This is a genomic window from Pseudomonas sp. LBUM1661 (assembly GCF_059695925.1).
The window spans coordinates 4,678,224-4,703,923 of record NZ_CP166794.1; the positions used below are offsets into that span (position 1 = coordinate 4,678,224).

The window sequence follows — 25,700 nt, forward strand, 5'->3', positions numbered from 1 at the left end:
ATATTGCGCTACTTGTGCCAAAGCTGCCTAATGGCGCACCCGGCAGGACTCGAACCTGCGACCATCCGCTTAGAAGGCGGATGCTCTATCCAGCTGAGCTACGGGCGCCTTATTAATCTGTACTCTTGGAGGACTACAAACTAAGTGCTTCCAGCCTCACGGAACCGTAATCCCGCTTGACCTTCTCATCCAGTGCTAGGCTGTGCCCGACAAGTGCGACGAATAGTATAGAGCACCCTAAAGGCCGTCAAATCCTTTTTAAAAAAAATTCATTTAATTAAAGGGGTTAGGGGAATTTGCAGACCAAGCGCCTTTGCCCTCACCTCATGACATGCGAGAATGCGTTCTCTTTTTTTCCCCTCTCGATGGTTAATCACGCGCAATGACTGCACAACTAATCGACGGCAAATCGATCGCCGCCAGCCTGCGCCAGCAGATCGCCAAACGCGTCACCGAGCGTCGCCAGCAAGGCCTGCGCACGCCCGGCCTCGCGGTGATCCTGGTCGGCAGCGATCCTGCCTCTCAGGTTTATGTCTCGCACAAGCGTAAAGACTGTGAAGAGGTCGGCTTCATTTCCCAAGCCTACGACCTGCCTGCCGAAACCACTCAAGAAGCGCTGACCGATCTAATCGATCGCCTGAACGACGACCCGACGATCGACGGCGTTCTGCTTCAGCTTCCTTTACCTGAGCACCTGGACGCCTCCAAATTGCTGGAGCGCATTCGTCCGGACAAAGACGTCGACGGTTTCCACCCTTATAACGTCGGCCGCCTGGCCCAACGCATTCCGCTGCTGCGCCCGTGCACCCCGAAAGGCATCATGACCTTGCTGGAAAGCACCGGTGTCGATCTTTACGGAATGGACGCGGTGATTGTCGGGGCTTCCAACATTGTTGGCCGTCCGATGGCGATGGAATTGTTGCTGGCCGGTTGCACCGTGACCGTCACCCACCGTTTCACCAAGGACCTGGCAGGCCACGTCGGCCGCGCCGACCTGGTGGTCGTTGCCGCCGGCAAGCCGGGCCTGGTCAAAGGTGAGTGGATCAAGGAAGGCGCGATCGTGATCGACGTCGGCATCAACCGTCAGGAAGACGGCAAACTGGTCGGTGACGTGATCTACGAAACCGCCCTGCCCCGCGCCGGCTGGATCACGCCAGTCCCCGGCGGCGTTGGCCCGATGACCCGCGCTTGTCTGCTGGAAAACACGCTGTACGCAGCGGAAACACTGCACAGCTGAGTTCACGTTTGAGCCTGAGCGACGAACCCAAGAACCCCGCCAATGGCGGGGTTCTTTTTGCCCACAGAAAAAGATCGACCATCCGCCGGAAAATGAGTTTTTTTTCATGTTTCCAAGGACTTTCCCCTGTTCTTTGAACAACCATCGACAGTTATTCAGCCATACTCCAGAATGTGGCGCTTTTTGAGAAACAGCCCGTTACAAAACGGCTTATCAACACTTTTTATGAGTCTGCCAGCGTGAAAATCCGTCTTTCCATCCTGAGCCTAGTTTTTGCATTTACAGGGATTGTTATCACGCCATTTGCCAACGCTGCCGAAACCACCTCGGCGCCGCGAGATACAAAACAACTGAAGATCGCTTCCGGCAGTGCATTGCTGATGGACATGCAGACCAATAAGATCATTTATGCCAGCAATCCTGACGTGGTGGTGCCGATCGCGTCTGTCAGCAAGCTGATGACCGGCCTGATCGTGGTTGAAGCCCGGCAGAACATGGACGAATACATCAACATCAACATCAGCGACACCCCGGAAATGAAAGGGGTGTTTTCCCGGGTCAAACTCAAGAGCGAATTGCCACGCAGGGAAATGCTGCTGATTGCGTTGATGTCCTCGGAAAACCGTGCTGCCGCGAGCCTCGCGCATCACTACCCAGGCGGCTATGTCGCGTTCATCGCAGCGATGAATGCCAAAGCCAAGGCACTGGGCATGACCAGCACCCATTTTGTCGAACCGACCGGTCTTTCTCCGCGTAACGTGTCGACCGCCCGAGATCTGAGCAAGCTGCTGGTGGCCGCGCACAAGTACCCGCTGCTGACCGAGCTGAGTACGACCAAGGAAAAAACCGTCACGTTCCGTAAACCCAATTACAGCCTGGGCTTTCGCAATACCGACCATCTGGTCAGGAAGCCGAATTGGGATATCAAGCTGACAAAAACCGGTTTTACCAACGAAGCCGGTCATTGCCTGGTGCTGGTCACCAGCATGGGTAATCGCCAGGTTGCACTGGTCATTCTTGATGCCTTCGGCAAGTACACCCACTTTGCCGATGCCAGCCGGATTCGCAGCTGGGTGGAAACCGGCAGTAGTGCAGATGTCCCCTCCGTAGCCTTGCAGTACAAATCGGAAAAGAACCTCAAGCACCGTCAGAGCGGCGTGGTGGAAGCGTCGAAGTAAACAGGCGGTGACACCGACTGGGGGCTGGCACCAACGTTGATCCAAGCCCCCAATCAAGCCCCCGCCGAGGAATCAGTCATTCGGCAACGGCATCTGATCGTCATCCGGAATGCCATCTCCAGCACTCGGGTCTCTCCTCCCCAGCGGATGTTCCGTCGTCACCACCGCCGGCCTGGCCAACGGATCCCGTAACGGATCATTCGGATCCATCACCGGGTCCAAGTCCTTCTCCGGAGTGGTGGGAACACTGTCCGGACGTTTGTCATTGAAGCTCGAATCAGTCGACATACGCACCTCACTAAGCTCAAGGTTTCAGATCGGCAAGTGGATCATAAGGCTTCGCCGGCGCCTTACTGTTGTCGCCCGGCTTCACATCCCTGGGCGCCTTGGCAGGTCCGATGGGATCGACCTGAGGATCGGCGAGGTCGGGCGAATCGGGATCGAACCCCAAGTCATCGCCGGACGAATGTTCGGACGAGTGCGGGCCGGAGGGAGTATTGGAATGTGCCATGGGCGCCTCCTGATAAAGGCCCGGAAGAATCCGGGCGCTATGCATATGGAGGCTCGCAATGGGCGGAGGTGCCCGGCAGATGACGAACGGAGTTATTGCTCGCCGAGGGCTTTTTTCGCCCTGGCGGCGGCCTGTTCCTGACCCGCCTGAGCAAGATCGTTCGCAGCCTTGAGCCAGCGTTGCTGATCGACCTGCGCCGGAATCTGTGTCGGCCGCTGAATCAGTACCGCCCAACCGCCCGCATCCTTGAACGCCGATTCAAATGAACTGAAGCTCATCAGCGTCCGGCGATCCATGCCGGCGCGCAGCAAAACGGTCTGCTTCTGACGGTTGTAGCCGGCAAGAATGGCGTACCGCGGTTCAGCCCAGAACGCCGAGCCTTCGGTGAAACGCACCATCACCGAATAACCGGCCGCGACCTGGGTCAGTAACGCAGGCAGATTGCTGTCGAGTGGATAGACGACCATGCCGTACTCGCGGGCGAGGTTCTGCATGTTCTGCTGCAACTGGGCTTCGGCGCCCGGCAAATGCAAAGGCTTGTCGAGCAAGCCCGGCGTGATCACCACGCCTTGCTGCGACAACATGCTGGCCAGCACTTGCGGGCCGCTCTGATTGGCCACTCCGCGGTAGAACCGGCCACTGAGTTCGACCCGCTCCGGCAGACGCTTGATCTCAGGTGCAACGCTCCCCGCGCAACCCGCCAGACTTGCAACGCAACCGACCAGCAGCGCGGCCGATAGAATTCGAGAAAATACCCGCACCATCATCACTCTCTTGTTCAGACGCCAGGCGTATGCACTCCCGGCTTGGCCGTCGATCATAGGGCGCCGCGCGGCAGCGGTATAGCCTTAACCGGCAGTTGATTGCATTCGATAGAGCGAACTGATTGGTGACAGCCGACCTTTGGTCAATAGCCTGAAACATGGCAGCGACTAGACTGTCATTTGCAAAGAGCGTGTGCCCGAAGCAGGGCAAAGAGGAGGCGCTGATGAGCCTGACAATGACCATTGTGATGTTGATTGGCGGCTGGCTGGCTGTGGCCGCCGCCATGTTGTGGGGAGTCCTGCGTATTACCCGTCGGCACCATCACCACCCTGCGCAATCGGCGCCGGTGGTGAAACCCGATGAAGCCGCTGCACGCCATGCAGCCGCACACTGACTGAGGTTTTCGCCCTCAAACAAAAACGGCCGCCTGGGCTCTTTCGAGCGCAGGCGGCCGTTTCTTTTAGCGAAAGTTACGCCTCAGTGGCGACACGCTTCTGCCTGGCTCGTCGCGACATCATGTTCAAGCCCTCGATCGTTGCCGAGAACGCCATGGCAGCGTAGACGTAGCCTTTCGGTACGTGAGCGCCAAAGCCTTCGGCGATCAGCGTCATGCCGATCATGATCAAGAAGCCCAGCGCCAGCATCACCACCGTCGGGTTGTCGTTGATGAACTTGGCCAGCGGATCAGCCGCCAGCAACATCACCAGTACCGACACCACCACCGCGATGATCATGATCGGCAAGTGTTCAGTCATGCCGACAGCGGTAATGATGCTGTCGATGGAGAACACCATGTCCAGCATCAGGATCTGACCGATCGCAGCAGCGAAGCCCAGGGTCACGGTCGATGTAGCGGACTTTGGATCTTCCGGCGCAGGGTCCATGCTGTGATGGATCTCGGTGGTCGCCTTCCACAACAGGAACAGGCCACCGGCAATCAGGATCATGTCCTTCCAGGAGAACGCATGGCCGAGAAGTTCGATCACCGGCTCGGTCAACTGAACGATGAAGGCGATGGTGCTCAACAGGCCCAATCGCAGAATCAGCGCCATGCCGATACCGATGCGTCGCGCCTTCTGCCGATGCTGCTCCGGCAGTTTATTGGTCAGGATCGAGATGAAGATCAGGTTATCGATGCCGAGCACGATTTCCATGACGATCAAGGTGGCCAGGGCGACCCAGGCGGTGGGGCTGGCGGCAAGTTGTAAAAGGTATTCCATGGGTCAGTCCTGACTCGCTGTAAGACGGTTTAGATTTCCTGGGAAGAAGAGTTGGTTTTATCCGCGTCTTTTTCCGTTGATTCTTTTTTGCTGATCAACCCGCCGGTGGCGTCGCTGATCGCTTGTTCTGCAGCCTTGTGGGTGTCATCAATGGCTTGTTTGGCGGTTTCGGCAGCCTTGCCCATCAATTGCTGAGCGCTCTTTTCGGCCTGGTCGCAACCGGCCAATACCAGTAAAGACGTAAATAGCAGCGCCGTGGTTTTAAGCTTCATGATGCTTTCCTCGATAGAACAGACAGGACCGAAAAGGCGATCCGTCGATAGCGAGGCATTCTAGGGAGGCAAACACTTCAGGAAAATTCGTATTTTTAGCGGTTATACTTCGGCTTTTACGAACTGTAGGTCGCCATGCTTAATTACCGACAGCTGCATTACTTCTGGGTCGTGGCCAAAACCGGCAGCATCGTGCGCGCCTGCGAGCAGCTGAACCTGACGCCCCAGACCATCAGCGGGCAGATTTCCTTGCTCGAACACACCTATGGCATCGAATTGTTTCGCCGGGTCGGGCGGCAGCTTGAACTCACGGAAGCCGGACGTCAGACGCTGCCCTACGCCGAGCAAATGTTTCAGCTCGGTGGCGAACTGGAGTTGATGCTGCGGGCGCAACCCAACGAGCAGCAGATTCTGTTTCGCGTAGGCGTGGCTGACGTAGTGCCGAAATCCATCGTCTATCGACTGATCGCACCGACCATGGAATTGAGCGAGCCGCTGCGCATCACCTGTCGCGAAGACAAACTCGAACGCTTGCTCGCCGATCTGGCGATCCAGCGCCTCGACCTGGTGATCTCGGACAGCCCGATGCCATCGCACCTGGACATCAAGGGCTATAGCCAAAAGCTCGGTGAGTGCGGGATCAGTTTCTTCGCCACCGCCGAACTGGCGGCGCTGTATGGTCAGGATTTCCCGCGCAGCCTGCACGGCGCTCCGCTGCTGATTCCCGGGCCGGAAACCGTGGTGCGCAGTCGCTTGCAGCGCTGGTTCGCCGAGCAACAGATTCAGCCAAAAATAGTCGGAGAGTTCGACGACAGCGCGCTGATGCAGGCTTTCGGTCAATCCGGCAGCGGGATTTTCATCGGCCCGAGCGTGATTGCCGATGAAGTGAAACGCCAGTATGGCGTGGAGTTGATGGGCCAGACTGACGCCGTGACCGAGTCGTTCTATGCCATTTCAGTCGAACGCAAGGTCAAGCACCCCGGCATTGTTGCGATTACCGAAGGTGCCCGACGCGAGCTGTTCACCGAGATGTGAAGCCTCAGGCGCAGACTTCACGCGGCTTCATGGTCATCAGCGCCATGGCCAGAAGGATCGAGGCCAGGATAAAAGCGGCAGCCGCGAAACCCAGTCCTTGCAGCCCGACACCGTTAATGACCCGGCCGCCGATCATGGCGCCCAGGCCGATGCCGAGGTTGGCCCCGGCAATGTTCAACGAAGCCGCGAACGCCGGCGCCTCGGGCGCAGCCTTCATCAAGCGCACATGGCTGACCAGGAACAACGCCGCCTGAGTCACGCCCCAGATGCCCATCGCCGCCGCCAGACCGAGCGGCGAATGAATGTTCGGCACCAGCGCCACCAGCCCGGCGATCATGAACGCGCAGAACATCATCGAAGCGATCAGCGGATGACGGTCCACCGCGCGGCCGCCCAGCGAGTTGCCGATCAAACCGACCGCGCCGAAGCCCATCAGGCACCAGCCGACCACCGTGCCGTTGAACCCGGCCAGGCGTTCAAGAATGTCCGCCAGGTAGGTGTAAGCGGTGAACATGCCGCTGAACACCAGGATCGACAGCACCACATGCCCCACCATCAGCGGGCTGCGCAGGATCTTGAACTGCGAACGGAAGCTCACCTGATGCTGGTGCAGATTGGTTTTGGGCAGGTAGATAAACAGCAGCAACGCCTTGGCAAACGCGATCACCGCCAGAATGCCGAAGGCACTGCGCCAGCCGAACGCGTCGGAAATCAGCGTGCCCACGGGAATGCCGAACACCGTGGCGCAGACAATCCCGAAACCGATCTTGGCGATGGCGCGGCCGGCGTAGTCCGGCCCGACGATGTCCACCGCCGTCTCGCTGGCCAGTGCCCAGAACACCGGGAGCCCGAGCGCCGGAATCAATCGGGCGATGGCCATCACCCAAATGTTCGGCGCAAATGCGGCGAGGGTGTTGGCCAGGCCGAACATGATGAGCACCGAGATGAACAGCTTGCGCCGTTCAAACCGGGCGAAGTACGCCGTCAGGAACGGACCGAACGCGGCGACGGTGAAGGCGAACAAGGTCACCAGCAAGCCCGCTTGCGGGATGCTGACCTGCAGATCCCGAGCGATGGCCGGCAACAGGCCGACGATGACGAATTCCGTGGTCAGCACCGTGAAACCGGCGGCGGACAACAGAAGAATGGGCAACAGCATGCAGAACTCCAGAAAACGACGACACCAGTGATAGCCGGAAGGCCCACTGGCAGAACAGGAAAATGAGGAGGCGCAAGCTTAACAGAGTGTTTCCAAATGGGCTTGCACGAACCTGCCGATCTCGTTGACCACGCGGGTGGCAGATCGTCACAGGGCTAAAGCATCCAGACGAGGCTGTGATAAAGTCCGCGCCCTGCGATTCGTACACCCTAATCATCGGCCAGTCATTGGCATTGATGTCGCGATACCCCGCACCCAAAAAAAATCAGAGATGCCGTTTTTATGACCGCTTCATCCCCTCCTCTATTGCTCCGCCTGAAACGCTTGAGTCTGGTCTCGCAAATCATCATCGGCCTGATCGCCGGGATTGCCTTGGCCCAGTTCGCGCCGGAAGTGGCGAAATCCACTGCCTTTATCGGCAAGGTGTTCGTCGCCGCGCTTAAAGCGGTCGCGCCGATCCTGGTATTTGTGTTGGTGATGGCGTCGATCGCCAACCATAAGCACGGCCAGGAAACCCACATCCGGCCGATTCTGTTTTTGTACCTGCTGGGGACTTTTGCCGCTGCGGTGGTCGCGGTGGTGGCCAGCATGATGTTCCCGTCGAGCCTGGTGCTGGCCACTCACGACGTTGCCGTTACGGCGCCCGGCGGTATCGGCGAAGTGCTGCAAAGCCTGGTGCTCAGCGTGGTCGACAACCCGGTCAGTGCGCTGATGAACGCCAACTTCATTGGCATCCTGGCCTGGGCCATCGGCATGGGCGTTGCGATTCGTCATGCCGGTGACACCACCCGCGAAGTGCTCGGCGACCTGTCCAACGGTGTGACCTTGATCGTGCGCCTGGTGATCCGGTTTGCGCCGCTGGGGATTTTCGGCCTGGTGGCGTCGACCCTCGCCAGCTCCGGTTTCGGTGCGTTGCTCGGCTACATGCATCTGCTGGCCGTGCTGCTGGGCTGCATGCTGTTCGTGGCGCTGGTGATGAACCCGGTGATCGTGTTCTGGAAGCTTCGTCGCAACCCGTATCCGCTGGTGATCATGTGCCTGCGGGAAAGCGGCATCACGGCGTTTTTCACCCGCAGTTCGGCGGCGAATATTCCGGTCAACCTGGAACTGAGCAAACGTCTGGGCCTGCACGAAGACACTTACTCAGTATCGATTCCGCTGGGAGCGACCATCAACATGGCCGGCGCGGCGATCACCATTACCGTGCTGACGTTGGCGGCTGTGCATACCTTGGGCATTGCCGTGGACATTCCGACGGCCATTCTGCTCAGCGTTGTGGCGGCGATCTGCGCCTGTGGCGCCTCGGGCGTGGCCGGTGGCTCGTTGTTACTAATTCCGCTGGCGTGCAGCCTGTTCGGCATCCCGAGCGAAATCGCCATGCAGGTGGTGGCAGTGGGTTTCATTATTGGGGTGTTGCAGGATTCGGCGGAGACGGCGCTGAACTCGTCTACTGACGTGTTGTTTACCGCAGCGGCGTGCCTGGGTGAAGAAGAGAAAGCCCACCGTATGGCTTAAAACACCGTCCCTGCAGGCGCCAGGCTTGCTGGCTGTGGGAGCTGGCCTGCCAGCGATGGCATCACCTCGGTCTTAAGACACATCGAGGTGGCCGCATCCCTGGCAGGCAGCTCCCACAGCCGGCAAGCCTGGCTCCTACAAAAAACAAAACGAAAAAGCCCGCCAAGGCTTACACCTTGGCGGGCTTTTTTGTACCTGGGCGGTTTAGAACGCGCCCATGTAATCGCGCTTGCCCACTTCCACACCGTTGTGACGCAGCAGTGCGTAGGTGGTGGTGACGTGGAAGAAGAATTGCGGCAGACCGTAGCTCAGCAGGTAAGCCTGGCCGCTGAAACGCTTCTCTTTCGGCGTGCCTGGACGCGTGACGATTTCGATGCCTTCCTTGCCGTCGATCTGTTCAGGTTTGATCTCGCCGATGTAGGCCAGCACTTTGGTAATCAACGCTTGCAGCTCGGCGAAGGTGGTTTCGGTGTCGTCGTACTTCGGCACTTCGATCTCGGCCAGACGCGAAGAAACGCCCTTGGCGAAATCAACGGCGATCTGCACCTGACGCACCAGCGGGAACATGTCCGGGTACAGACGGGCTTGCAGGAAGGCGTTCGGGTCGATGTTCTTGGCGGTGGCGTGGGCTTCGGCCTTGTTCAGCACATCGCTCAGGGCGTTGAGCATTTGTTGGAAAACCGGAACGGAAGCGGCGTACAGGGAAATGGTCATGGCAGTCTCATGTGGTGACAGGAGGAAAACGTCGGCGTCGATTATAGCCATGCGTGTCCCTCCTGCGACCGGTCTTTTATCCGGCCGCTGGCCTTCGCCGGTTCGATCCCTCATAGAGCCGGTCGATCACCCGGTCATTAATAGTGATTGGACGATCTATCACGTTGTACTTAGCCTGCGCTCAACAATTGCGTTAACAGCGGATTAATGATCCAAGCGAGGTAGTCATGTCTGAGCGAATCTTGATCGATGGGTTCGCCCGGCGTGTGGACTATCTGCGGATGTCGGTTACCGATCGCTGTGATTTCCGTTGCGTGTATTGCATGGCTGAAGACATGCAGTTTCTGCCGCGCCAGCGGGTCCTGTCACTGGAAGAAATCTATCAACTGGCCGAACGCTTCGTGGCGCTGGGCACCCGCAAGATCCGCCTGACCGGGGGCGAGCCGCTGATTCGTTCGGGGGTGGTGCAGCTCTGCGAAAAGATCGCTGCCCTGCCCGGCCTGCGCGAACTGTGCATGACCACCAACGGCTCGCAGTTGGCCAAACTGGCAGAGCCGCTGTTCGAGGCCGGGGTCAAGCGCCTAAACATCAGCCTCGATTGTCTGGACCCGCAACGCTTTCGCGAGCTGACCCGCACCGGCGATCTGGCGCAGGTGATCAAAGGGATTGATGCGGCCATCAAGGCCGGCTTTCGCAACACCAAGCTCAACTGCGTGGTGATGAAGGGCCGCAACGATCATGACATCAACGACCTGGTGAGCTTCGCCATCGACCGCCAGCTCGACATTTCATTCATCGAAGAAATGCCCTTGGGCACCATCGATGAACACAGCCGCGCGGAGTCGTTTTATTCCAGCGCCCAGGTCCGTGAACGGATTGCCGAGCGTTACACTTTGATTGACTCCGCCGAGTCGACACAGGGCCCTTCGCGCTACTGGCGCCTGGCCGAGGCGCCGCAGATACGCCTAGGGTTCATTTCGCCTCACAGCCACAACTTTTGCGGCACCTGCAATCGGGTGCGGCTGACCGTGGAAGGTCGGCTCCTGCTGTGCCTGGGCAACGAGCATTCCGTTGACCTGAAGGCGGTATTGCGCGGTCATCCCGGCCAGCCCGAACGCCTGGAAGAAGCCATCATCGAGGCGATGCAGCTCAAGCCTTATCGGCACAATTTCGAAGTGAACGATGACGTTCAGGTGGTTCGCTTCATGAACATGACGGGCGGCTGAAACCATGATCGTGAGACCCAAGCCCAACCTGATCGGCGTGCTGACTTCCCTCAAGGGGTCGATCGCCAAACGCATTGCCATGCGCGCCCTGATGGTGACGTTGCTGGCTTCGGCCATCGTGTTGGTCGAGACATTGCACCCCAGTTATTTCTCCAAGGTCAGCGCTACGCCGTTCACCCTGCTGGGCTTGTCGTTGTCGATCTTCATGAGCTTTCGCAACAACGCCTGTTATGACCGCTGGTATGAAGCGCGCAAGGCGTGGGGCGACATGATCGTGGAGACCCGTTCGATGATCCGCGAAACCCAGGTCATCAAGGACGCCAGCGAGCGGCACAAAATACTCAGTAACCTCTGCGGCTTCGCCCATGCGCTGAATGCAAAGCTGCGCTCGGAAAGTGAACTGATGGCCAGTGGTGACTGGCTCAATCCGGTACCCACGGGCACCACGACTGACATCAGTGGGCGCATTTTGATGCAGGTCGGCCAACAGTGTTCGGCGCTCAGCGAATCCGGGGCCATCAGTGAATGGCGCTACACGCTGATGGCCAATCACCTGACCCGCCTGACCCAGGCGCAGGCTGTGTGCGAGCGAATCAAACACACGCCGCTGCCCTTCCCCTACACCTTGTTGCTGCACCGGACGACCTACTTGTTCTGCATCTTGCTGCCCTTCGCGATGGCCGAACCGCTGGGCTGGCTGACACCGATTTTCACGGCGATTGTCAGCTACACGTTTTTCGGCCTGGATGCGATTGGCGATGAACTGGAAGACCCGTTCGGCCGCGATGAAAACGACCTGCCCACCGATGCACTGGTGCGCACCATCGAACGGGACGTCCTCGCCGCGCTGGGCGTGACGCAACTGCCACCGCAGCTGGAGCCGGTGGATTATGTGTTGAGTTGAAGGGCCTGAGTTGGACCGGCTGGCCTCTTCGCGGGCAAGCCTCGCTCCTACAGCGGATTTGTTGCGACTACATATTTCTTGCTCGCCGAAGATCAAACGGTGGGAGCGAGCCTGCTCGCGATGGCGGCGTGTCAGTCAACATCAATGCCGGATTGACTGATTACACAGGAAGTCTGCCTGGCACGGCGGCGCTTCAGCTAATCTCTGCCCAGAACCCGCACACCGCCCTTTGTGGTTGACAGGCAGTACAGGCAAACTCATCGGGTGCGAGCACTTTTGACAGCGCTGGACACAGCGCCCATGAACCTACTGTTGGTAAGGGTCCAGAACCTATGAGTACCGAGCAAGAGACGACCTTCGACGAGCCGCGACTCAACAGCACGGAAATCCGCATCCTCGGTTCGCTGATCGAGAAACAGGCCACCAGCCCGGAAACCTATCCGCTGACGCTCAACGCGCTGGTGCTGGCCTGCAACCAGAAGACCAGCCGCGAACCGGTGATGAACCTTACCCAGGGTCAAGTCGGCCAGAGCCTGCGCGCCCTTGAAGGGCGCGGCTTTACCAAACTGGTGATGGGCAGCCGTGCTGATCGCTGGGAGCACAAGGTCGACAAGGCACTGGAACTGGTGCCGGCGCAGGTCATTCTGGCGGGACTGCTGTTCCTGCGCGGTCCGCAAACGGTCAATGAACTGCTGACCCGCAGCGGCCGCATGCATGACTTCGAAGATGCCGAACAGGTGGTGCATCAACTGGAACGGCTGATTGCTCGCGGCCTCGCGCTGCTGATCCCGCGCCAGGCCGGCCAGCGTGAAGACCGTTACATGCATGCGTTGGGCGATCCGGCGGACATCGAAGTGATCCTCGCGGCACGGCAGAATCCGGCGGAACGCGGTGGCAGTAGCGGCGTTTCGGTCGAGCGAATCGAAGAGCTGGAGGCGCGGATTGCAGCGCTGGAAGAACGCCTGGCACGCCTCGAATAAACCAGACGCCGCAAAATAAATGTGGGAGCGAGCCTGCTCGCGAATGCGGTTTGTCAGTTGAAATCATCGTTGACAGATACGCCGCATTCGCGAGCAGGCTCGCTCCCACAGTGGATTGGTGGTGGGGTTACTCGCCGTCCCAGTAATCAACGCCATCGGCCTGTCGAGCGACGGCGACGAAGCCCGTGGCATTGCCCTCGGCGTCGACCTGGAAGTTGTCCATCACCGCGTACTTGCCGGAATCCGGGTACTCACAAATCTCCGGCGATTGCTGGGTGCTGACCGCCAGGTAGCGCAACTCGCCGTTGCTGGTATTGATGATCTGGTGCGCGGCTTCCGGTCCGCCCGGTGGGCAGGCAATCACATCCCCCGCACGAATCGGAAAACGCTCGGCCCCCAAGCGAATCTCCCCTTCCCCGGCCACGATGTAGAACATCTCCTCGTTGACCCGATGGCTATGGAACGGACTGCCGCGCATGCCCGGTTCCAGGACATACAAGCGATAGCCGAGCTTCTGCGCGCCCAATTGCTGGCCGATACGGGCCAGGCGTTGTTGATAGCGGCCAGCGGTGTCACCGGTGGGGGCAAGCGCTTCGGGCAGTGGCTCTAGTTCGACCTGATTCAGGTTGAGGATGGCGGGATGCATGGGAAACCTCGGTCACGGTTTGACGAACTGGCGAGCAGTATAGGCCGAGGTGGTGATTCCTCTTAAAGACCGAGTTGCTCGCGAAGAGGCCAGTACAGCCAACAATTAATTGAAGAAATCAGCTCCGGGCGAACGCTACCGCTTGCTGAAACTGCTCATCCGTCGGCCGCACGCCGGTGTAAAGCACAAACTGCTCCAGCGCCTGGATCGCGATCACTTCCAGCCCGGTGATCACTCGCTTGCCCTCGGCACGACCGCGCACGATCAGCGGCGTTTCCGAGGGGATCGCCACCACATCGAACACCGTTTCCGCCGCTGCAATGGTTTCAGCGTCGAATGCCAGTTGATCGGCTTCCGGCCCGCCGGTCATGCCGATCGGCGTGACGTTGATCAGCATCTGCGGGCGCCGAGCGCCCAAGTCGGCTTGCCATTCATAGCCCAACGATTTTGCCAACGCACGACCCGCTTGTTCATTGCGGGCGACGATCACGCCGTTTTTGTAACCACCGTCGCGCAACGCACTGGCCACCGCGTTGGCCATGCCGCCGCTGCCGCGCAGGGCGAAGGCCGATTCCTTGGGCACCTGGTGCTTGGCAAGCAACTGGGCAATGGCGATGTAATCTGTGTTGTACGCCTTCAAATGGCCCTGGGTATTGACGATAGTGTTGATCGATTGAATGGCCGCCGCTGATGCGTCCAACTCATCGACCAACGCAATGCAGGCCTCCTTGAACGGCATCGACACGCCGCAACCCCGAATCCCCAACGCGCGAATGCCGCCGACTGCGCCCGGCAGGTCCTGGCTACTGAAGGCTTTGTAGTAGAAGTTCAGGCCCAGTTGCTCGTACAGATGATTGTGAAAACGCAGGCCAAAGTTCCCGGGGCGCCCCGAGAGGGACATGCACAACTGGGTGTCTTTGTTGGGGTTCATCTGCATGTGAATCTCCTTCAATTGCACTTTCGGATGGACGGGATTAGCCAGGCCATCGTGTTCTGATCGATCATAAAAACCTGCCTGCGCGCTGCATCGCAGGTCGGTAAGGAAGCCGGTACAGACCTTACACAAAATTTACCCAACGGCTGTGCTGATTTTCAAAAAAACGCTGTCTTAGATGTATCCCCGCGACAATCCTTGGGTCTATTGCAGACGCAAGCGCCGGGTCGAAGAACCGAGGAATTATCATGATCCGTAAAATCCCCACAGTAGCCTTGCTGATCGGTGTGCTCGCTGTCGCTAGTCAGGCAGAAGCTGGCGGTGGCCACGGCGGTCACGGTTGGGAAGGACCGGCGGTATTTGGCGCGATTGTCGGTACGGCCATCGTCGGTTCGGCCCTTATCAACAGCAACCGGCCGGTGTATGTACAGCAACCGGTTTATGTCCAGCCGCAACCGGTTTACGTGCAACAACCGCCACCGGTTTACTACCAGCCGGCCCCGGTCTACGTGCAACAACCGGTCTACTACGCGCCGCCACCGGTTTATTACGGCCCGCCACGTGGTTACTACGGCCCTCCCCGCGGCTACTACGGCCCTCCCCGTGGTTATGGCCGCTGGTAACAGATTCATCAGGCCCCGCCTTAACAGCGGGGCCTTTTTTGTGGCCGCTCGTCGGCGCAGGTCTGAAAAAATCGCGTCAAGGTCGCTGTCGGGACAGTCTCGGCGGTTTAAGTTGGCAAGATTGACTCGAGCACTCTTCCCCCGCTTTGGGGAAAACGGTCATATTTATGTCATGGCAGGTCCGCAAGCTTGGATCTGTCCGTAAACAACAGGTTGATAATAACAAGGACGACCTTATGCCCACGCAAAACCCGCACCGCATTGTCGGCTTGTGCACTTCCAGCAAGGTGTACAACGCCCTGACCGAACTCAAGCACCTGGAAGGCCATCGCAGCGCCAAGTTTCTCTCGTTGCTGGCGGAAAACCTGGTGCGCAAAGGCTTGCTCAACGAGCAGGAAGTGGTCCATATGCTGGATCTGGTGGTCGACTGACCGACAGCCGGTCGTTTGTACCGCTGGCGTCAATGACGACTATCGAAAGCGTTGATTGTCCGTTCCAGCGCCGGGTCCGTAAGGTGTCTCCATAGATTGATGGAGGTACTTATGTCCCAGGTTCAGATCATGTCCGTTATCGGCAGCGCCGTTCCCGCACCGCTCAGAGAGCTAGGATTGCTCGCCTGTTGGTACCTGGTGCAGGACGGCGAACCGATCAGCGGTCCGCTCACCTCGTTGCCGGCCGCCCAGGCGTTGTCGCAAAAAGTCGGCCAGGGCCAGCTCAGCGCCTAAGGCAGCTGAACCCGTGGCTTGGTTTCGATGAAGATCGCCCAGCTCGACATGAACAGCGCGGCAATCAGCGGCCCGATCACAAAGCCATTAAGGCCGAAGATCGCCAGGCCGCCCAGGGTCGAGATGAGGATCAGGTAGTCCGGCATCTTCGTATCCTTGCCCACCAAAATCGGGCGCAGCACGTTATCCACCAAGCCGATTACAAACACCCCGAACAACCCCAGCACCACGCCCTGCCAGATCGCCCCGGTGAACAGGAAAAACGCCGCCACCGGCGCCCAGACAATCCCCGCCCCCACCGCTGGCAACAGCGACAGAAACGCCATCAACACCGCCCAGAGCAACGCGCTGGGGATGTCCAGAAACCAGAAAATCAAACCGCCCAACGCACCTTGCGTGATCGCCACCAGCAGGTTGCCCTTCACCGTGGCCCGCACCACCCGATTGAACTTGAGTTGCAAACGGCGTTTCTGGTGCTCCTCCAGCGGCACGGCAGCGCGGACCTTGCGCGCCAACTCGGCGCCGTCGCGTAAAAAGAAGAACAGCAAGTAGAGCATGATGAAGAACCCCACCACGAAATCGAACGTGCCCTGGCCGAAACTGAAGGCTTTGTTGGCGATGAATTCATTGCCCGTCACCGCACTCTTGATGATTTTCTCCCGCAGCCCGTCCAGCTCGCCAACCCCGGCCCGGTCGAGCATGTGCTGAAAATACGGCGGCAGGCTGTGCTTGAAATGCGCGACATACCCCGCGATATCCAGCTCGCCGCTTTCGATGCTTTTGTACAGCGTGGTTCCCTCTTGAACCAGCAGAATACTGAGGATGATCACCGGCAAAATGGCGATGACCAGACAGATGCTCAGGGTCAGCAGTGACGTCAGGTTGCGTTGCCAGCCGAACTTCAATTGCATCCGACGCTGCAGGGGCGCGAAGAGGATGCCGAGGATCACCGCCCAGAACACCGCACCGTAGAACGGCAGCAAAATCCAGATGAAAGCGGCGGTGACCAGCCCCAGCAAAATCACCAGCGATTTGTTTTGTACTGTCTTTTCTGTCTCTTCGTTCATGTCCGATCCATGTCAGTCCGCCAGACGCTATGGCGCGTCCTGATGCTTAGTCCGCCACGGTTCGCGCGAGTGCCATCCGTTTGTTCATCAAGCATAGATCCAGATCAATGAACCCCGGAGGCAAGGCGCTTACTCTCGGCGGCTTTTGCGATCGACACCGCCATGACCTTTGCCACGCCCCTCTCAACCCCAGAGCTGCTCGCCCCCGCCGGCACCCTGAAAAACATGCGATACGCCTTCGCCTATGGCGCCGATGCGGTATACGCCGGCCAGCCGCGCTACAGCCTGCGGGTGCGCAACAACGAATTCGACCACGCCCACCTCGCGCTTGGCATTCGCGAGGCCCAGGCCCAGGGCAAGCGTTTTTACGTGGTGGTGAACATCGCCCCGCACAACGCCAAGCTCAAGACCTTCCTCAAGGATCTGGAGCCGGTCATCGCCATGGCGCCGGACGCGCTGATCATGTCCGACCCAGGGCTGATCATGCTCGTGCGCCGGCATTACCCGCAGACGCCGATTCATTTGTCGGTGCAGGCCAATACGGTGAATTGGGCGAGTGTCGAGTTCTGGCAGCAACAAGGCTTGAGCCGGATCATCCTGTCGCGGGAACTGTCCCTGGAGGAAATCGGCGAAATCCGCCAGCACGTCCCGGCCATGGAGCTGGAGGTTTTCGTCCACGGCGCGCTGTGCATGGCCTACTCCGGACGCTGCCTGCTCTCGGGCTACCTGAACAAGCGCGACGCCAATCAGGGCAGTTGCACCAACGCCTGTCGCTGGAAGTACTCGGCGCAGCAGGCCACGGAAAATCAGCTCGGCGAGATCGTGCAGACCTTCCAGCCCGAACCCACGCTGGGCATCGGCGCACCGACCGATCAGGTGTTCCTGTTGCAGGAAGCCAATCGACCTGACGAACTGATGCCGGCCTTCGAGGACGAGCACGGCACCTACATCATGAACGCCAAGGACCTGCGCGCCGTGCAGCATGTCGAGCGCCTGACGCAAATGGGCGTGCACTCATTGAAAATCGAAGGCCGGACCAAATCGCATTTTTATTGCGCGCGGACCACTCAGGTGTATCGCCGGGCGATTGACGACGCCGTGGCCGGTCGCGACTTCGACCGCAGCCTGATGACCGATCTGGAATCCCTCGCACAACGCGGCTACACCGAAGGTTTCTTACGTCGGCACGTGCATGACGAATACCAGAATTATCAGCACGGCAGCTCGGTGTCGGAGCGACAACAGTTTGTCGGTGAGCTGACCGGCGAGCGGCGTGATCGCTTGGCTGAAGTCAAAGTGAAGAATCGTTTTGCCCTGGGCGACCACATGGAACTGATGACGCCCAAGGGCAACTTTCACTTCGATTTGCACCAGCTGCAGAACATCAAAGGCGAGCCGATCGACGTGGCGCCGGGGGATGGGCACACGGTGTATTTGCCGATTCCGGATGCGGTGGAATTGGGTTTCGGCCTGCTGATGCGGGATGTGAGCATGACCTGATCATCAAGCACACACATCCCCCCTGTGGGAGCGAGCCTGCTCGCGATGAGGCCTTCACATTCAACATCCATGCGGGCTGACACACCGTCATCGCGAGCAAGCCCGCTCCCACAGGTATCAGGTCAAGCAAACTCCTCGCGCAACATCGCCACAAACGCTTCTCGCGCCGGGTGCACCCCGGCGTTTTCATGCCAGTAAAACAGGTTGTCGATGGCCGTCAGCTCGGGGAATTCATACCCCACGCAACCGGCGCCCTTGGCGTATTGATCGAAGACGCCTTTGGGCACCAACGCCACGCCGGCGCCAGCGCTGACACACCCGACAATCGCCCCGTAACTGGCCAGGCTGACAATCGGCAGCGCTTGCCCCTGGCGCAACAGCCAATGCTCCAGCGCCGCCCGATAAGGACAACCCTGGGGCCACATGAACACGGTCTTGTCCTGCAAATCGGCGATATCGCGCACCGGCCCCATCGACGTCGAAGCAATCAGCAGCAACTCCTCGCGGTACATCGGCGTGCGCTTGAGTTGCGAGCGCTCGACATCCACCGCGACGATCGCGCCGTCGAGCCGGTGATTGACCGTGTCATCGAGCAATTGCCCCCAGGTGCCAGTGGTCAGCTCCAGCGCAACCGCCGGGAAACGCTTGTGGAATTTCGCCAGCAAGCGCGGCAAGCGACCGGTCGCGGACGATTCGATGGCGCCGATGCGCAACGGCCCGGACGGCTCGGCCGACGGGTCCACCGCGCGTTTCGCTTCCGCCGTCAGGGCGAGAATCCTTGAGGCGTACACCAGAAAGGTCTGCCCCGACGGGCTGATGCGCAACCCGCGACCCTCGCGCAGAAACAGCGCGACACCCAACTCCGCCTCCAGGGACTTGATCCGTGCCGTGATGTTCGATGGCACGCAATGCAACAGCTCGGCCGCCCGGGCGATGCTGCCAACGTCGGCGACGGTCTTGAACATGCGTAACTGAGCCAGTTCCATACATCACCTAAAGTGAACAGTTGACGCAGTATAAGTCAGTTGTAGCGAACGGTCTGAATTCTGATACTCGGTGCCTATCCCCTCAGGTGCCCGACCATGCAAGCGCTCACTGCCGCCTCTCATTCTCCGGTCAAAATTATCCTGGCCATGGCGTTTGTCGTCGCCTGCTGGGGTTATTCCCCGACCGGCATCCACATCGGCTTGCAGGCCTACGACCCTGTTCACCTTGCACTGCTGCGGTTTCTGCTGGCCTCGGTGTTCATGGCCGTGGTCGCTGTGTTCCGAGGTATCCACCTGCCTACGCTTCGCGACCTGCCGCTGATGTTCGCCCTCGGTTTTTTTGCGGTGAGCCTGCACCACGTGGCGATCAATTTCGGCCAGCAAGGTGTCAGCGCCGGAGCCTCCAGTGTGTTGGCACAAACCACCCCGCTGTTCAGCACGCTGCTGGCGCGCTTCGTGTTCAAGGACCGGGTGAGCCTATGGCGTTGGGGTTGTGTATTGCTCGGATTGATCGGCGTGGTCATCGTGGTGGCTGGCGATCACGGCCTGGGGAGCATTGACGCGCACGGCTTGTTGATTTTGCTGGCGGCGTTGTCCTGGAGTTTTTACTTTGCGCTGCAAAAGCATCATGCCCGGCGCTACGACGGGCTGACGCTGGTCTGCTACACGGTGTGGACCGGGACGGCGCTGCTGCTGATTTACCTGCCTGGCCTGGTGGATCAGGTGATCCGTGCGCCGGGTCATGTGCAGTTGGCGGTGGTTTCGCTAGGCGTGTTTCCCAGTGCCTTGGCGTATCTGGCCTGGGCGTATGTGTTGGCTCATGTGGACCTGAGCCGCGCGACGATGACCTTGTATCTGGTGCCACCGATGGCCATGGCGATTGCGTCTTTTGCGTTGGGTGAGCGGCCGACGTTGATGATTGTCGTGGGTGGGCTGGTAGTGTTGGTGAGTGTGTTGGCGTTGAATCTGGAGCCGCGGGGGGTGGTTAAGGCGGCTAGCGTCTGATCTGTGAACTGTGTTGATGCGTCGGACGCCATCGCGGGCAAGCCCGCGATGAACGATGACGCGGTTGACCTGCCCGGCACATTGGCCGGGTTTTGTTTATCGCCTGTCATCGGACAGCGGTGTCGGTTCATCCGCCGGAGGCACGTCCTCTTTCGCTCCCGGGTCCATCCAGTCTTCAGGGGGATCGGAGTCTGCGCTGGCCGGGTCCAGCGAAGGATCCCGGCCGGGCGGCATATCGTTGTCCGCAGGCACCTCTTCCGTACCGGGGATCGGTCTGGTGGGGTCGATGTTGGACGTTCCACCCTGGAACATTGAATCGTTAGCCATGACGCACCTCACTGATGAGGTCCAGCAAATCTGGGCCGTACTCGTTGGAAACGGCCCCGCAATCGGGGTGCTATCGAGAAGACCAACGGTTGTCAGCGATCCGCCGAAAAACGGTCGCGACTATTACTCAGGTGCAGCCACATGGCGGCCCGCGCCGCATCGGCATCCTGGCGTTTGATGGCGTTGAGAATCGCCTCGTGTTCAAGGTTGGCAAGCTGCCCGAGCTTGCTCAAATCCGCCGATCCTCGTTCCGCCGCGTTGACCCGGGTGCGCGGGATCATGGCGTTGCCCAGTTGCTGCATGATCTCGGTGAAGCACACATTGCCAGTGGCTTCGGCGATCAGCAGGTGGAAGCGTTTGTCGGCCTCGACGCAGCTGTCGTTGTTGGCCAGCAGGCTTTGATAATCATCAAGCGCTTCGCGCATCTGCACCAGTTGCTGGTCAGTGCGGCGGATGGCCGCCAGCGCCGCAGCCTGGGTTTCGAGGCCCATGCGCAACTCCAGAATGCTGCGCACCCCCAGCGCGGTATCCACGTTCAGTCGCAGGCCCTGCTCCGGTGCCCGTTCAATCACAAACGTGCCGATGCCGTGGCGGGTTTCCACCAGCCCTGAGGCCTGCAACTTCGAGATCGCCTCGCGCACCACGGTGCGACTGACCCCGTGTTCCTGAACGATCGAGTTCTCCGACGGCAGCTTGTCGCCCGGCGACATCTGCCCGAGCAGGATGCTCTGGGTCAGTTTGGCGACCAGGTCATGGGCCAGGTTGTGGGTGCGCTTGCGCGCAGGCGCGTCGAGGTCTTCTTGCATGGTGATCATCCAAAAGCAGGGCTAACGGGATCGTAGCACTGCGATCCGTTGGAATCTCCCGAAAACCCGCTCAAACTTGTATGACAACACTCAACATTTACTGCAACAAACGCCGCAACGGCCGCTGCATGCAACCGCAAAATGAGTCACGCCGCGTCAATAAAGCTCTATTTTATTGAGCAGAACCGCTTGCGGGGCGAAAAAACCTAGTTGTATGATGTCTAGCAACAAGCAACACCCAGACACACCCCGCATAAAAATAATCAGTGGGAGATAACGCAGTGAATACATCCATATCCAGGATGCACGACGGCGCCGATTCGGTCCTGACGTCCGCCATCTCGAAAGTGAAACGGCATGTCCTGCCCCTGTTTGTCATCATGTTCATCGTCAACTACATCGACCGCGTGAATATCGGCTTCGTCCGCGCCCACATGGAACATGACCTGGGCATTGGTGCTGCCGCGTATGGCCTCGGTGCCGGTTTGTTCTTTATCGGTTACGCGCTGTTCGAAGTCCCCTCCAACATCCTCCTGCAAAAAGTCGGCGCACGAATCTGGCTGACCCGCATCATGCTGACCTGGGGCCTGGTGGCCGCCGGCATGGCCTTCATCCAGAACGAAACCCACTTCTATATCCTGCGATTCCTGCTGGGCGTGGCGGAAGCCGGGTTCTTTCCCGGAGTGATTTATTACTTCACCCGCTGGTTGCCCGGCGTTGAGCGCGGCAAGGCGATTGCGATTTTCCTCAGTGGCTCGGCGATTGCCTCACTGATTTCCGGCCCGTTGTCCGGCTTGCTCCTGCAAATCAGCGGCTTTGGCTTGCACGGCTGGCAATGGATGTACTTCATCGAGGGCATGTTCTCGGTCGGGCTGTGCGTATTTGTCTGGTTCTGGCTCGACTCCAAACCCCACGACGCCAAGTGGCTGAGCCGCGAAGAGCAGGACGCGCTGGTCAAGGCCATCGACGACGAACAACTGGCCCGTGAAGCCGCGACGCCGATCAAACCGTCCTTGAGCAAGCTGCTCAAGGATCGCCAGATCATCCTGTTCTGCCTGATCTACTTCTTTATCCAGCTGACCATCTATGCCGCGACCTTCTGGCTGCCGAGCATCATCAAAAAGATGGGCGACCTCAGCGACATTCAGGTCGGGCTGTTCAACTCGATCCCGTGGCTGCTGTCGATCGTCGGCATGTACGCCTTCGCTTCGCTGTCGGCCAAATGGAAACATCAGCAAGCCTGGGTCGCCGCTGCCCTGCTGATCGCTGCCGCCGGCATGTTCATGTCCACCACCGGCGGGCCGATCTTCGCCTTCGTGGCGATCTGCTTCGCGGCACTGGGTTTCAAATCGGCGTCGTCGCTGTTCTGGCCGATTCCCCAGGCGTACCTGGATGCGCGCATCGCCGCTGGCGTGATCGCCTTGATCAACTCGGTGGGCAACCTCGGCGGTTTCGTCGCGCCGACCACCTTCGGCCTGCTGGAAGAACACACCGGTTCGATTCAGGGCGGGCTGTATGGCTTGGCCGCCACCTCGATCATTGCCGCGATCATCGTCTTCGCCGCTCGCAATACACCGAAATCCGCACCTGCCGTTGCACTGGACCAACCAGCGCCCAATCACGCCTGAACATTGCTTTAAAAGGACAAGAACATGAACCCACAAGAAGCCGCTAAAGCCCCGATCATCACCAGCATGCAAGTCGTTCCAGTGGCTGGGCACGATGGCATGTTGCTCAACCTGAGCGGCGCCCACGGACCGTTTTTTACCCGCAACATCGTGATCCTCAAGGACAACGCCGGGCACACCGGTGTCGGCGAAGTACCGGGTGGCGAGCGCATTCGCCAGACGCTGGAAGACGCACGCAACCTGGTGGTCGGCAGCCCGATTGGCACGTATCAGAAGATTCTCAATCAGGTGCGCCAGACCTTCGCCGACCGTGATGCTGGCGGCCGTGGCCTGCAGACGTTCGACCTGCGCATCACCATTCACGCTGTCACCGGCCTGGAAGCGGCGCTGCTTGATCTGCTCGGTCAACACCTGGACGTGCCCGTGGCGGCACTGCTCGGCGAGGGCCAGCAGCGCGATGAAGTGAAGATGCTGGGCTACCTGTTTTACGTCGGCGATCGCAACGAAACCGACCTGGCTTACCGCAGCGAACCCGACGCCGACAACGACTGGTTCCGCGTGCGTCACGAGAAAGCCATGACCGCCGACGCGGTGGTGCGCCTGGCGGTCGCCGCGCACGCCCGTTACGGCTTCAAGGACTTCAAACTCAAGGGCGGAGTGCTCAGTGGCGACGAAGAAATCGAAGCCGTCACCGCCCTGGCCGAACGCTTTCCTGATGCGCGCATCACCCTCGATCCGAATGGCGCCTGGTCGCTGAAAGAAGCCATCCGTTTGTGCCGCGATCAGCATCAAGTGCTGGCCTACGCCGAAGACCCGTGCGGTGCGGAAAACGGTTACTCGGGCCGCGAAGTCATGGCCGAGTTCCGCCGTGCCACGGGCCTGAAAACCGCGACCAACATGATCGCCACCGACTGGCGGGAAATGGGCCACGCGATCCAGTTGCAATCAGTGGATATTCCGCTGGCCGACCCGCACTTCTGGACGATGCAAGGCTCGGTCCGCGTGGCGCAGATGTGCCACGAGTGGGGCCTGACCTGGGGCTCGCATTCCAACAACCACTTCGACATTTCCCTGGCGATGTTCACCCACGTCGCGGCCGCCGCGCCGGGTGAAATCACCGCCATCGACACGCACTGGATCTGGCAGGACGGCCAGCGCCTGACCAAGGCGCCACTGCAAATCGTCGGCGGCTGCGTACAGGTGCCGAAGAAACCCGGGCTGGGGGTGGAACTGGACATGGATCAACTGGCCAAGGCCCATGAACTGTACAAAGGCATGGGATTGGGTGCGCGGGATGACAGCGTGGCGATGCAGTTTTTGATTCCCGGGTGGACGTTCGATAACAAGCGGCCATGCCTGGTGCGCTAGCGCTCTGAAAAACACCGCAACCCTGTAGGAGCCGAGCTTGCTCGCGAAAGCGGTCTCTCAGTCACATCGATGCAGGATGTGCCGCCGTCTTCGCGAGCAAGCTCGCTCCCACAGAAATTTGGCCTGATCATCGCGGCCGGGTTTTAATAACCGCTCTGAAATCAGTGGTCAGCGCAATGAACTCTCACAAATCGATGAAAACCCTTACCGGCGTTGCCAGCCCAAAAATCCTGGCGATGGGTTTAGCCTTGTTCGCCACAGGCCCGTGTTTTGCGCTGGATAACATCGAGACGGTGGTGAATGCCGCCGTACGACCGGTCATGCAAGCCCAGGCCGTTCCCGGTATCGCCGTGGCCGTGACCGTCAACGGTAAGCCGCATTACTTCAACTACGGTGTGGCCTCGAAAGAAAACGGCAACGCCGTTACTGAAAACACCCTGTTCGAGATCGGCTCGGTGAGCAAAACCTTCACCGCCACCCTCGCCGCCTACGCCCAGGCCAGCGGCAAAATTTCCCTGTCGGACAAAGCCAGCCATATTCTTCCTGAATTGCGTGGCAGCGCGTTCGACACCATCAGCGTGTTGCAACTCGGCACCTACAGCGCCGGCGGCCTGCCCCTGCAATTCCCCAGCGAAGCCGACGCACCGGACAAGATGCTCGGCTATTTCAAACAGTGGAAACCGACCTATGCCGCTGGCAGCCATCGGCTGTATTCGAACCCAAGCATTGGATTGTTCGGTTACCTCGCGGCGCACACCCTGGGCGCTCCGTTTGATGACGTGATGGCAAACACCCTGTTGCCGAAACTCGGGTTGAAGCACACCTACCTCAAGGTGCCGCAGGATCAGATGGGGCTGTACGCTCAGGGCTACGACAAGCAGGACCAACCGGTGCGTGTCACGCCGGGAGCGCTGGACTCAGAGGCGTATGGCGTGAAGACCAGCGCAGCGGACCTGATCCGGTATGTTGAGGCGAACATGAAACCCGAGAGCCTGGAAAAACCTCTGCAGCAAGCCATCGCCACGACTCACACCGGCTATTACACGGTCGGCGACATGACTCAGGGCCTGGGTTGGGAGCTTTACAACTATCCGATCAGCCTCGATAAATGGCTCGCCGGCAACTCGACGCCAATGGCCATGGAAGCACACGCAGTCCAGTGGCTGAACCCGCCTCGAGCGCAACCGGAAAACGTGCTGATCAACAAAACCGGCTCGACGGGTGGCTTCGGTGCTTACATCGCGTACGTACCCTCGAAGGGTATCGGCATCGTGATTTTGGCCAACAAAAACTACCCGATCCCGGACCGAGTCAAAATCGCTCACACGGTATTGAACGCCTTGACCCACCCAGAATAACTCAGCCCCTT

The 25,700-nt window shown here is 59.5% G+C and carries 29 protein-coding genes and 1 tRNA gene; 16 read left to right on the forward strand and 14 right to left on the reverse strand.

The annotated features are described in order from the left end of the window. Nucleotides 1–31: 31 nt before the first annotated feature. Nucleotides 32–108 (reverse strand) — tRNA-Arg (locus tag ACA057_RS21450). A gap of 274 nt (nucleotides 109–382) precedes the next feature. Between ACA057_RS21450 and folD the strand changes: the two genes are divergently transcribed. Beyond that, complete coding sequence (folD, locus tag ACA057_RS21455; protein ID WP_497342113.1) at nucleotides 383–1,237, forward strand: bifunctional methylenetetrahydrofolate dehydrogenase/methenyltetrahydrofolate cyclohydrolase FolD; 855 nt, start codon at nucleotides 383–385, stop codon at nucleotides 1,235–1,237. Nucleotides 1,238–1,476: 239 nt separating this feature from the next. Beyond that, nucleotides 1,477–2,415 carry a D-alanyl-D-alanine endopeptidase gene (pbpG, locus tag ACA057_RS21460; protein ID WP_497342115.1) on the forward strand — a complete coding sequence of 313 codons (939 nt, stop codon included), beginning with the start codon at nucleotides 1,477–1,479 and terminating at the stop codon, nucleotides 2,413–2,415. Nucleotides 2,416–2,487: 72 nt separating this feature from the next. Here the strand turns inward: pbpG and ACA057_RS21465 are convergent, their stop codons facing one another. From ACA057_RS21465 to ACA057_RS21475, 3 genes are all read right to left on the reverse strand, one after another. Beyond that, nucleotides 2,488–2,703, reverse strand: coding sequence for a hypothetical protein (locus ACA057_RS21465; protein WP_497342117.1), 216 nt, complete (start codon nucleotides 2,701–2,703; stop codon nucleotides 2,488–2,490). Nucleotides 2,704–2,719: 16 nt separating this feature from the next. After that, the gene (locus tag ACA057_RS21470) at nucleotides 2,720–2,926 is read right to left on the reverse strand and encodes a DUF6021 family protein (RefSeq protein WP_059406528.1); all 207 of its coding nucleotides are present in this window, start codon (nucleotides 2,924–2,926) and stop codon (nucleotides 2,720–2,722) included. 92 nt (nucleotides 2,927–3,018) lie between these two features. Beyond that, complete coding sequence (locus ACA057_RS21475) at nucleotides 3,019–3,747, reverse strand: C39 family peptidase (protein ID WP_497342119.1); 729 nt, start codon at nucleotides 3,745–3,747, stop codon at nucleotides 3,019–3,021. A 167-nt stretch (nucleotides 3,748–3,914) separates the two neighbouring features. On the opposite strand from ACA057_RS21475, the gene ACA057_RS21480 reads away from it, so the two are divergent. Continuing rightward, on the forward strand, nucleotides 3,915–4,085 hold the full coding sequence (locus ACA057_RS21480) for a hypothetical protein (protein WP_401362901.1): 171 nt from the start codon (nucleotides 3,915–3,917) through the stop codon (nucleotides 4,083–4,085). Between the two features lie 76 nt (nucleotides 4,086–4,161). Here the strand turns inward: ACA057_RS21480 and ACA057_RS21485 are convergent, their stop codons facing one another. Together ACA057_RS21485 and ACA057_RS21490 are read right to left on the reverse strand one after the other, a co-directional pair. After that, nucleotides 4,162–4,911 (reverse strand): TerC family protein, encoded by a 750-nt coding sequence (locus ACA057_RS21485; protein ID WP_497342122.1) that lies wholly within the window; start codon nucleotides 4,909–4,911, stop codon nucleotides 4,162–4,164. Between the two features lie 29 nt (nucleotides 4,912–4,940). Next, nucleotides 4,941–5,183: a hypothetical protein gene (locus tag ACA057_RS21490; protein ID WP_059406525.1), complete on the reverse strand. Its 243-nt coding sequence runs from the start codon at nucleotides 5,181–5,183 to the stop codon at nucleotides 4,941–4,943. A 135-nt stretch (nucleotides 5,184–5,318) separates the two neighbouring features. On the opposite strand from ACA057_RS21490, the gene nhaR reads away from it, so the two are divergent. Continuing rightward, the gene (gene nhaR, locus ACA057_RS21495; RefSeq protein ID WP_497342124.1) at nucleotides 5,319–6,218 is read left to right on the forward strand and encodes a transcriptional activator NhaR; all 900 of its coding nucleotides are present in this window, start codon (nucleotides 5,319–5,321) and stop codon (nucleotides 6,216–6,218) included. Between the two features lie 4 nt (nucleotides 6,219–6,222). Here nhaR and ACA057_RS21500 read toward each other — a convergent pair whose 3' ends face one another. After that, entirely contained in the window at nucleotides 6,223–7,377 is a 1,155-nt protein-coding gene (locus tag ACA057_RS21500; RefSeq protein WP_497342126.1) for an MFS transporter, read from the reverse strand. A 282-nt stretch (nucleotides 7,378–7,659) separates the two neighbouring features. Between ACA057_RS21500 and sstT the strand changes: the two genes are divergently transcribed. Continuing rightward, complete coding sequence (sstT, locus tag ACA057_RS21505) at nucleotides 7,660–8,892, forward strand: serine/threonine transporter SstT (protein ID WP_497342128.1); 1,233 nt, start codon at nucleotides 7,660–7,662, stop codon at nucleotides 8,890–8,892. A gap of 204 nt (nucleotides 8,893–9,096) precedes the next feature. Here sstT and ACA057_RS21510 read toward each other — a convergent pair whose 3' ends face one another. Further along, nucleotides 9,097–9,606: a DUF1993 domain-containing protein gene (locus ACA057_RS21510; RefSeq protein WP_401362975.1), complete on the reverse strand. Its 510-nt coding sequence runs from the start codon at nucleotides 9,604–9,606 to the stop codon at nucleotides 9,097–9,099. Nucleotides 9,607–9,833: 227 nt separating this feature from the next. On the opposite strand from ACA057_RS21510, the gene moaA reads away from it, so the two are divergent. From moaA to ACA057_RS21525, 3 genes are all read left to right on the forward strand, one after another. Continuing rightward, nucleotides 9,834–10,832, forward strand: a complete 999-nt coding sequence (gene moaA / locus ACA057_RS21515) for a GTP 3',8-cyclase MoaA (protein WP_497342130.1) — start codon at nucleotides 9,834–9,836, stop codon at nucleotides 10,830–10,832. A gap of 4 nt (nucleotides 10,833–10,836) precedes the next feature. Then, nucleotides 10,837–11,736, forward strand: a complete 900-nt coding sequence (locus tag ACA057_RS21520; RefSeq protein WP_497342132.1) for a bestrophin family protein — start codon at nucleotides 10,837–10,839, stop codon at nucleotides 11,734–11,736. A gap of 332 nt (nucleotides 11,737–12,068) precedes the next feature. Beyond that, a complete protein-coding gene (locus ACA057_RS21525) occupies nucleotides 12,069–12,716 on the forward strand; it encodes a YceH family protein (protein ID WP_497342134.1) in 648 nt (215 codons plus the stop codon). Between the two features lie 127 nt (nucleotides 12,717–12,843). On the opposite strand, the gene ACA057_RS21530 is transcribed toward ACA057_RS21525, so the two are convergent. Further along, entirely contained in the window at nucleotides 12,844–13,362 is a 519-nt protein-coding gene (locus ACA057_RS21530; RefSeq protein ID WP_497342136.1) for a cupin domain-containing protein, read from the reverse strand. A 118-nt stretch (nucleotides 13,363–13,480) separates the two neighbouring features. Beyond that, nucleotides 13,481–14,299 carry a shikimate 5-dehydrogenase gene (locus ACA057_RS21535; protein ID WP_497342138.1) on the reverse strand — a complete coding sequence of 273 codons (819 nt, stop codon included), beginning with the start codon at nucleotides 14,297–14,299 and terminating at the stop codon, nucleotides 13,481–13,483. A 245-nt stretch (nucleotides 14,300–14,544) separates the two neighbouring features. Between ACA057_RS21535 and ACA057_RS21540 the strand changes: the two genes are divergently transcribed. The 3 genes from ACA057_RS21540 to ACA057_RS21550 all read left to right on the forward strand — a co-directional run bounded on the left by ACA057_RS21540 (nucleotide 14,545) and on the right by ACA057_RS21550 (nucleotide 15,644). Continuing rightward, nucleotides 14,545–14,919 (forward strand): hypothetical protein, encoded by a 375-nt coding sequence (locus ACA057_RS21540; RefSeq protein WP_497342140.1) that lies wholly within the window; start codon nucleotides 14,545–14,547, stop codon nucleotides 14,917–14,919. A 236-nt stretch (nucleotides 14,920–15,155) separates the two neighbouring features. After that, nucleotides 15,156–15,350: a hypothetical protein gene (locus ACA057_RS21545; protein WP_003179723.1), complete on the forward strand. Its 195-nt coding sequence runs from the start codon at nucleotides 15,156–15,158 to the stop codon at nucleotides 15,348–15,350. 111 nt (nucleotides 15,351–15,461) lie between these two features. Then, entirely contained in the window at nucleotides 15,462–15,644 is a 183-nt protein-coding gene (locus ACA057_RS21550; protein ID WP_401362868.1) for a hypothetical protein, read from the forward strand. Here ACA057_RS21550 and ACA057_RS21555 read toward each other — a convergent pair. Next, the gene (locus ACA057_RS21555; protein ID WP_497342142.1) at nucleotides 15,641–16,711 is read right to left on the reverse strand and encodes an AI-2E family transporter; all 1,071 of its coding nucleotides are present in this window, start codon (nucleotides 16,709–16,711) and stop codon (nucleotides 15,641–15,643) included. The genes ACA057_RS21550 and ACA057_RS21555 overlap by 4 nt on opposite strands. 162 nt (nucleotides 16,712–16,873) lie before the next feature. Here ACA057_RS21555 and trhP point away from each other — a divergent pair, with 162 nt between their 5' ends. Further along, a complete protein-coding gene (gene trhP / locus ACA057_RS21560; protein WP_497342144.1) occupies nucleotides 16,874–18,211 on the forward strand; it encodes a prephenate-dependent tRNA uridine(34) hydroxylase TrhP in 1,338 nt (445 codons plus the stop codon). A 122-nt stretch (nucleotides 18,212–18,333) separates the two neighbouring features. On the opposite strand, the gene ACA057_RS21565 is transcribed toward trhP, so the two are convergent. Continuing rightward, entirely contained in the window at nucleotides 18,334–19,197 is an 864-nt protein-coding gene (locus ACA057_RS21565) for a LysR family transcriptional regulator (RefSeq protein ID WP_401362862.1), read from the reverse strand. Between the two features lie 96 nt (nucleotides 19,198–19,293). Here ACA057_RS21565 and ACA057_RS21570 point away from each other — a divergent pair, with 96 nt between their 5' ends. Continuing rightward, nucleotides 19,294–20,202 carry a DMT family transporter gene (locus ACA057_RS21570; RefSeq protein WP_497342147.1) on the forward strand — a complete coding sequence of 303 codons (909 nt, stop codon included), beginning with the start codon at nucleotides 19,294–19,296 and terminating at the stop codon, nucleotides 20,200–20,202. Between the two features lie 96 nt (nucleotides 20,203–20,298). On the opposite strand, the gene ACA057_RS21575 is transcribed toward ACA057_RS21570, so the two are convergent. Beyond that, on the reverse strand, nucleotides 20,299–20,529 hold the full coding sequence (locus tag ACA057_RS21575; RefSeq protein ID WP_059406509.1) for a hypothetical protein: 231 nt from the start codon (nucleotides 20,527–20,529) through the stop codon (nucleotides 20,299–20,301). Between the two features lie 92 nt (nucleotides 20,530–20,621). Beyond that, nucleotides 20,622–21,335: a FadR/GntR family transcriptional regulator gene (locus ACA057_RS21580; protein WP_497342149.1), complete on the reverse strand. Its 714-nt coding sequence runs from the start codon at nucleotides 21,333–21,335 to the stop codon at nucleotides 20,622–20,624. Nucleotides 21,336–21,616: 281 nt separating this feature from the next. Here ACA057_RS21580 and ACA057_RS21585 point away from each other — a divergent pair, with 281 nt between their 5' ends. The 3 genes from ACA057_RS21585 to ampC all read left to right on the forward strand — a co-directional run bounded on the left by ACA057_RS21585 (nucleotide 21,617) and on the right by ampC (nucleotide 25,689). Then, nucleotides 21,617–22,963, forward strand: coding sequence for an MFS transporter (locus ACA057_RS21585; protein WP_497342151.1), 1,347 nt, complete (start codon nucleotides 21,617–21,619; stop codon nucleotides 22,961–22,963). Nucleotides 22,964–22,987: 24 nt separating this feature from the next. Next, complete coding sequence (gene gudD, locus ACA057_RS21590; RefSeq protein ID WP_497342153.1) at nucleotides 22,988–24,331, forward strand: glucarate dehydratase; 1,344 nt, start codon at nucleotides 22,988–22,990, stop codon at nucleotides 24,329–24,331. A gap of 236 nt (nucleotides 24,332–24,567) precedes the next feature. Further along, nucleotides 24,568–25,689: a class C beta-lactamase gene (ampC, locus tag ACA057_RS21595; RefSeq protein WP_497349974.1), complete on the forward strand. Its 1,122-nt coding sequence runs from the start codon at nucleotides 24,568–24,570 to the stop codon at nucleotides 25,687–25,689. The last annotated feature ends 11 nt before the right edge of the window (nucleotides 25,690–25,700 follow it).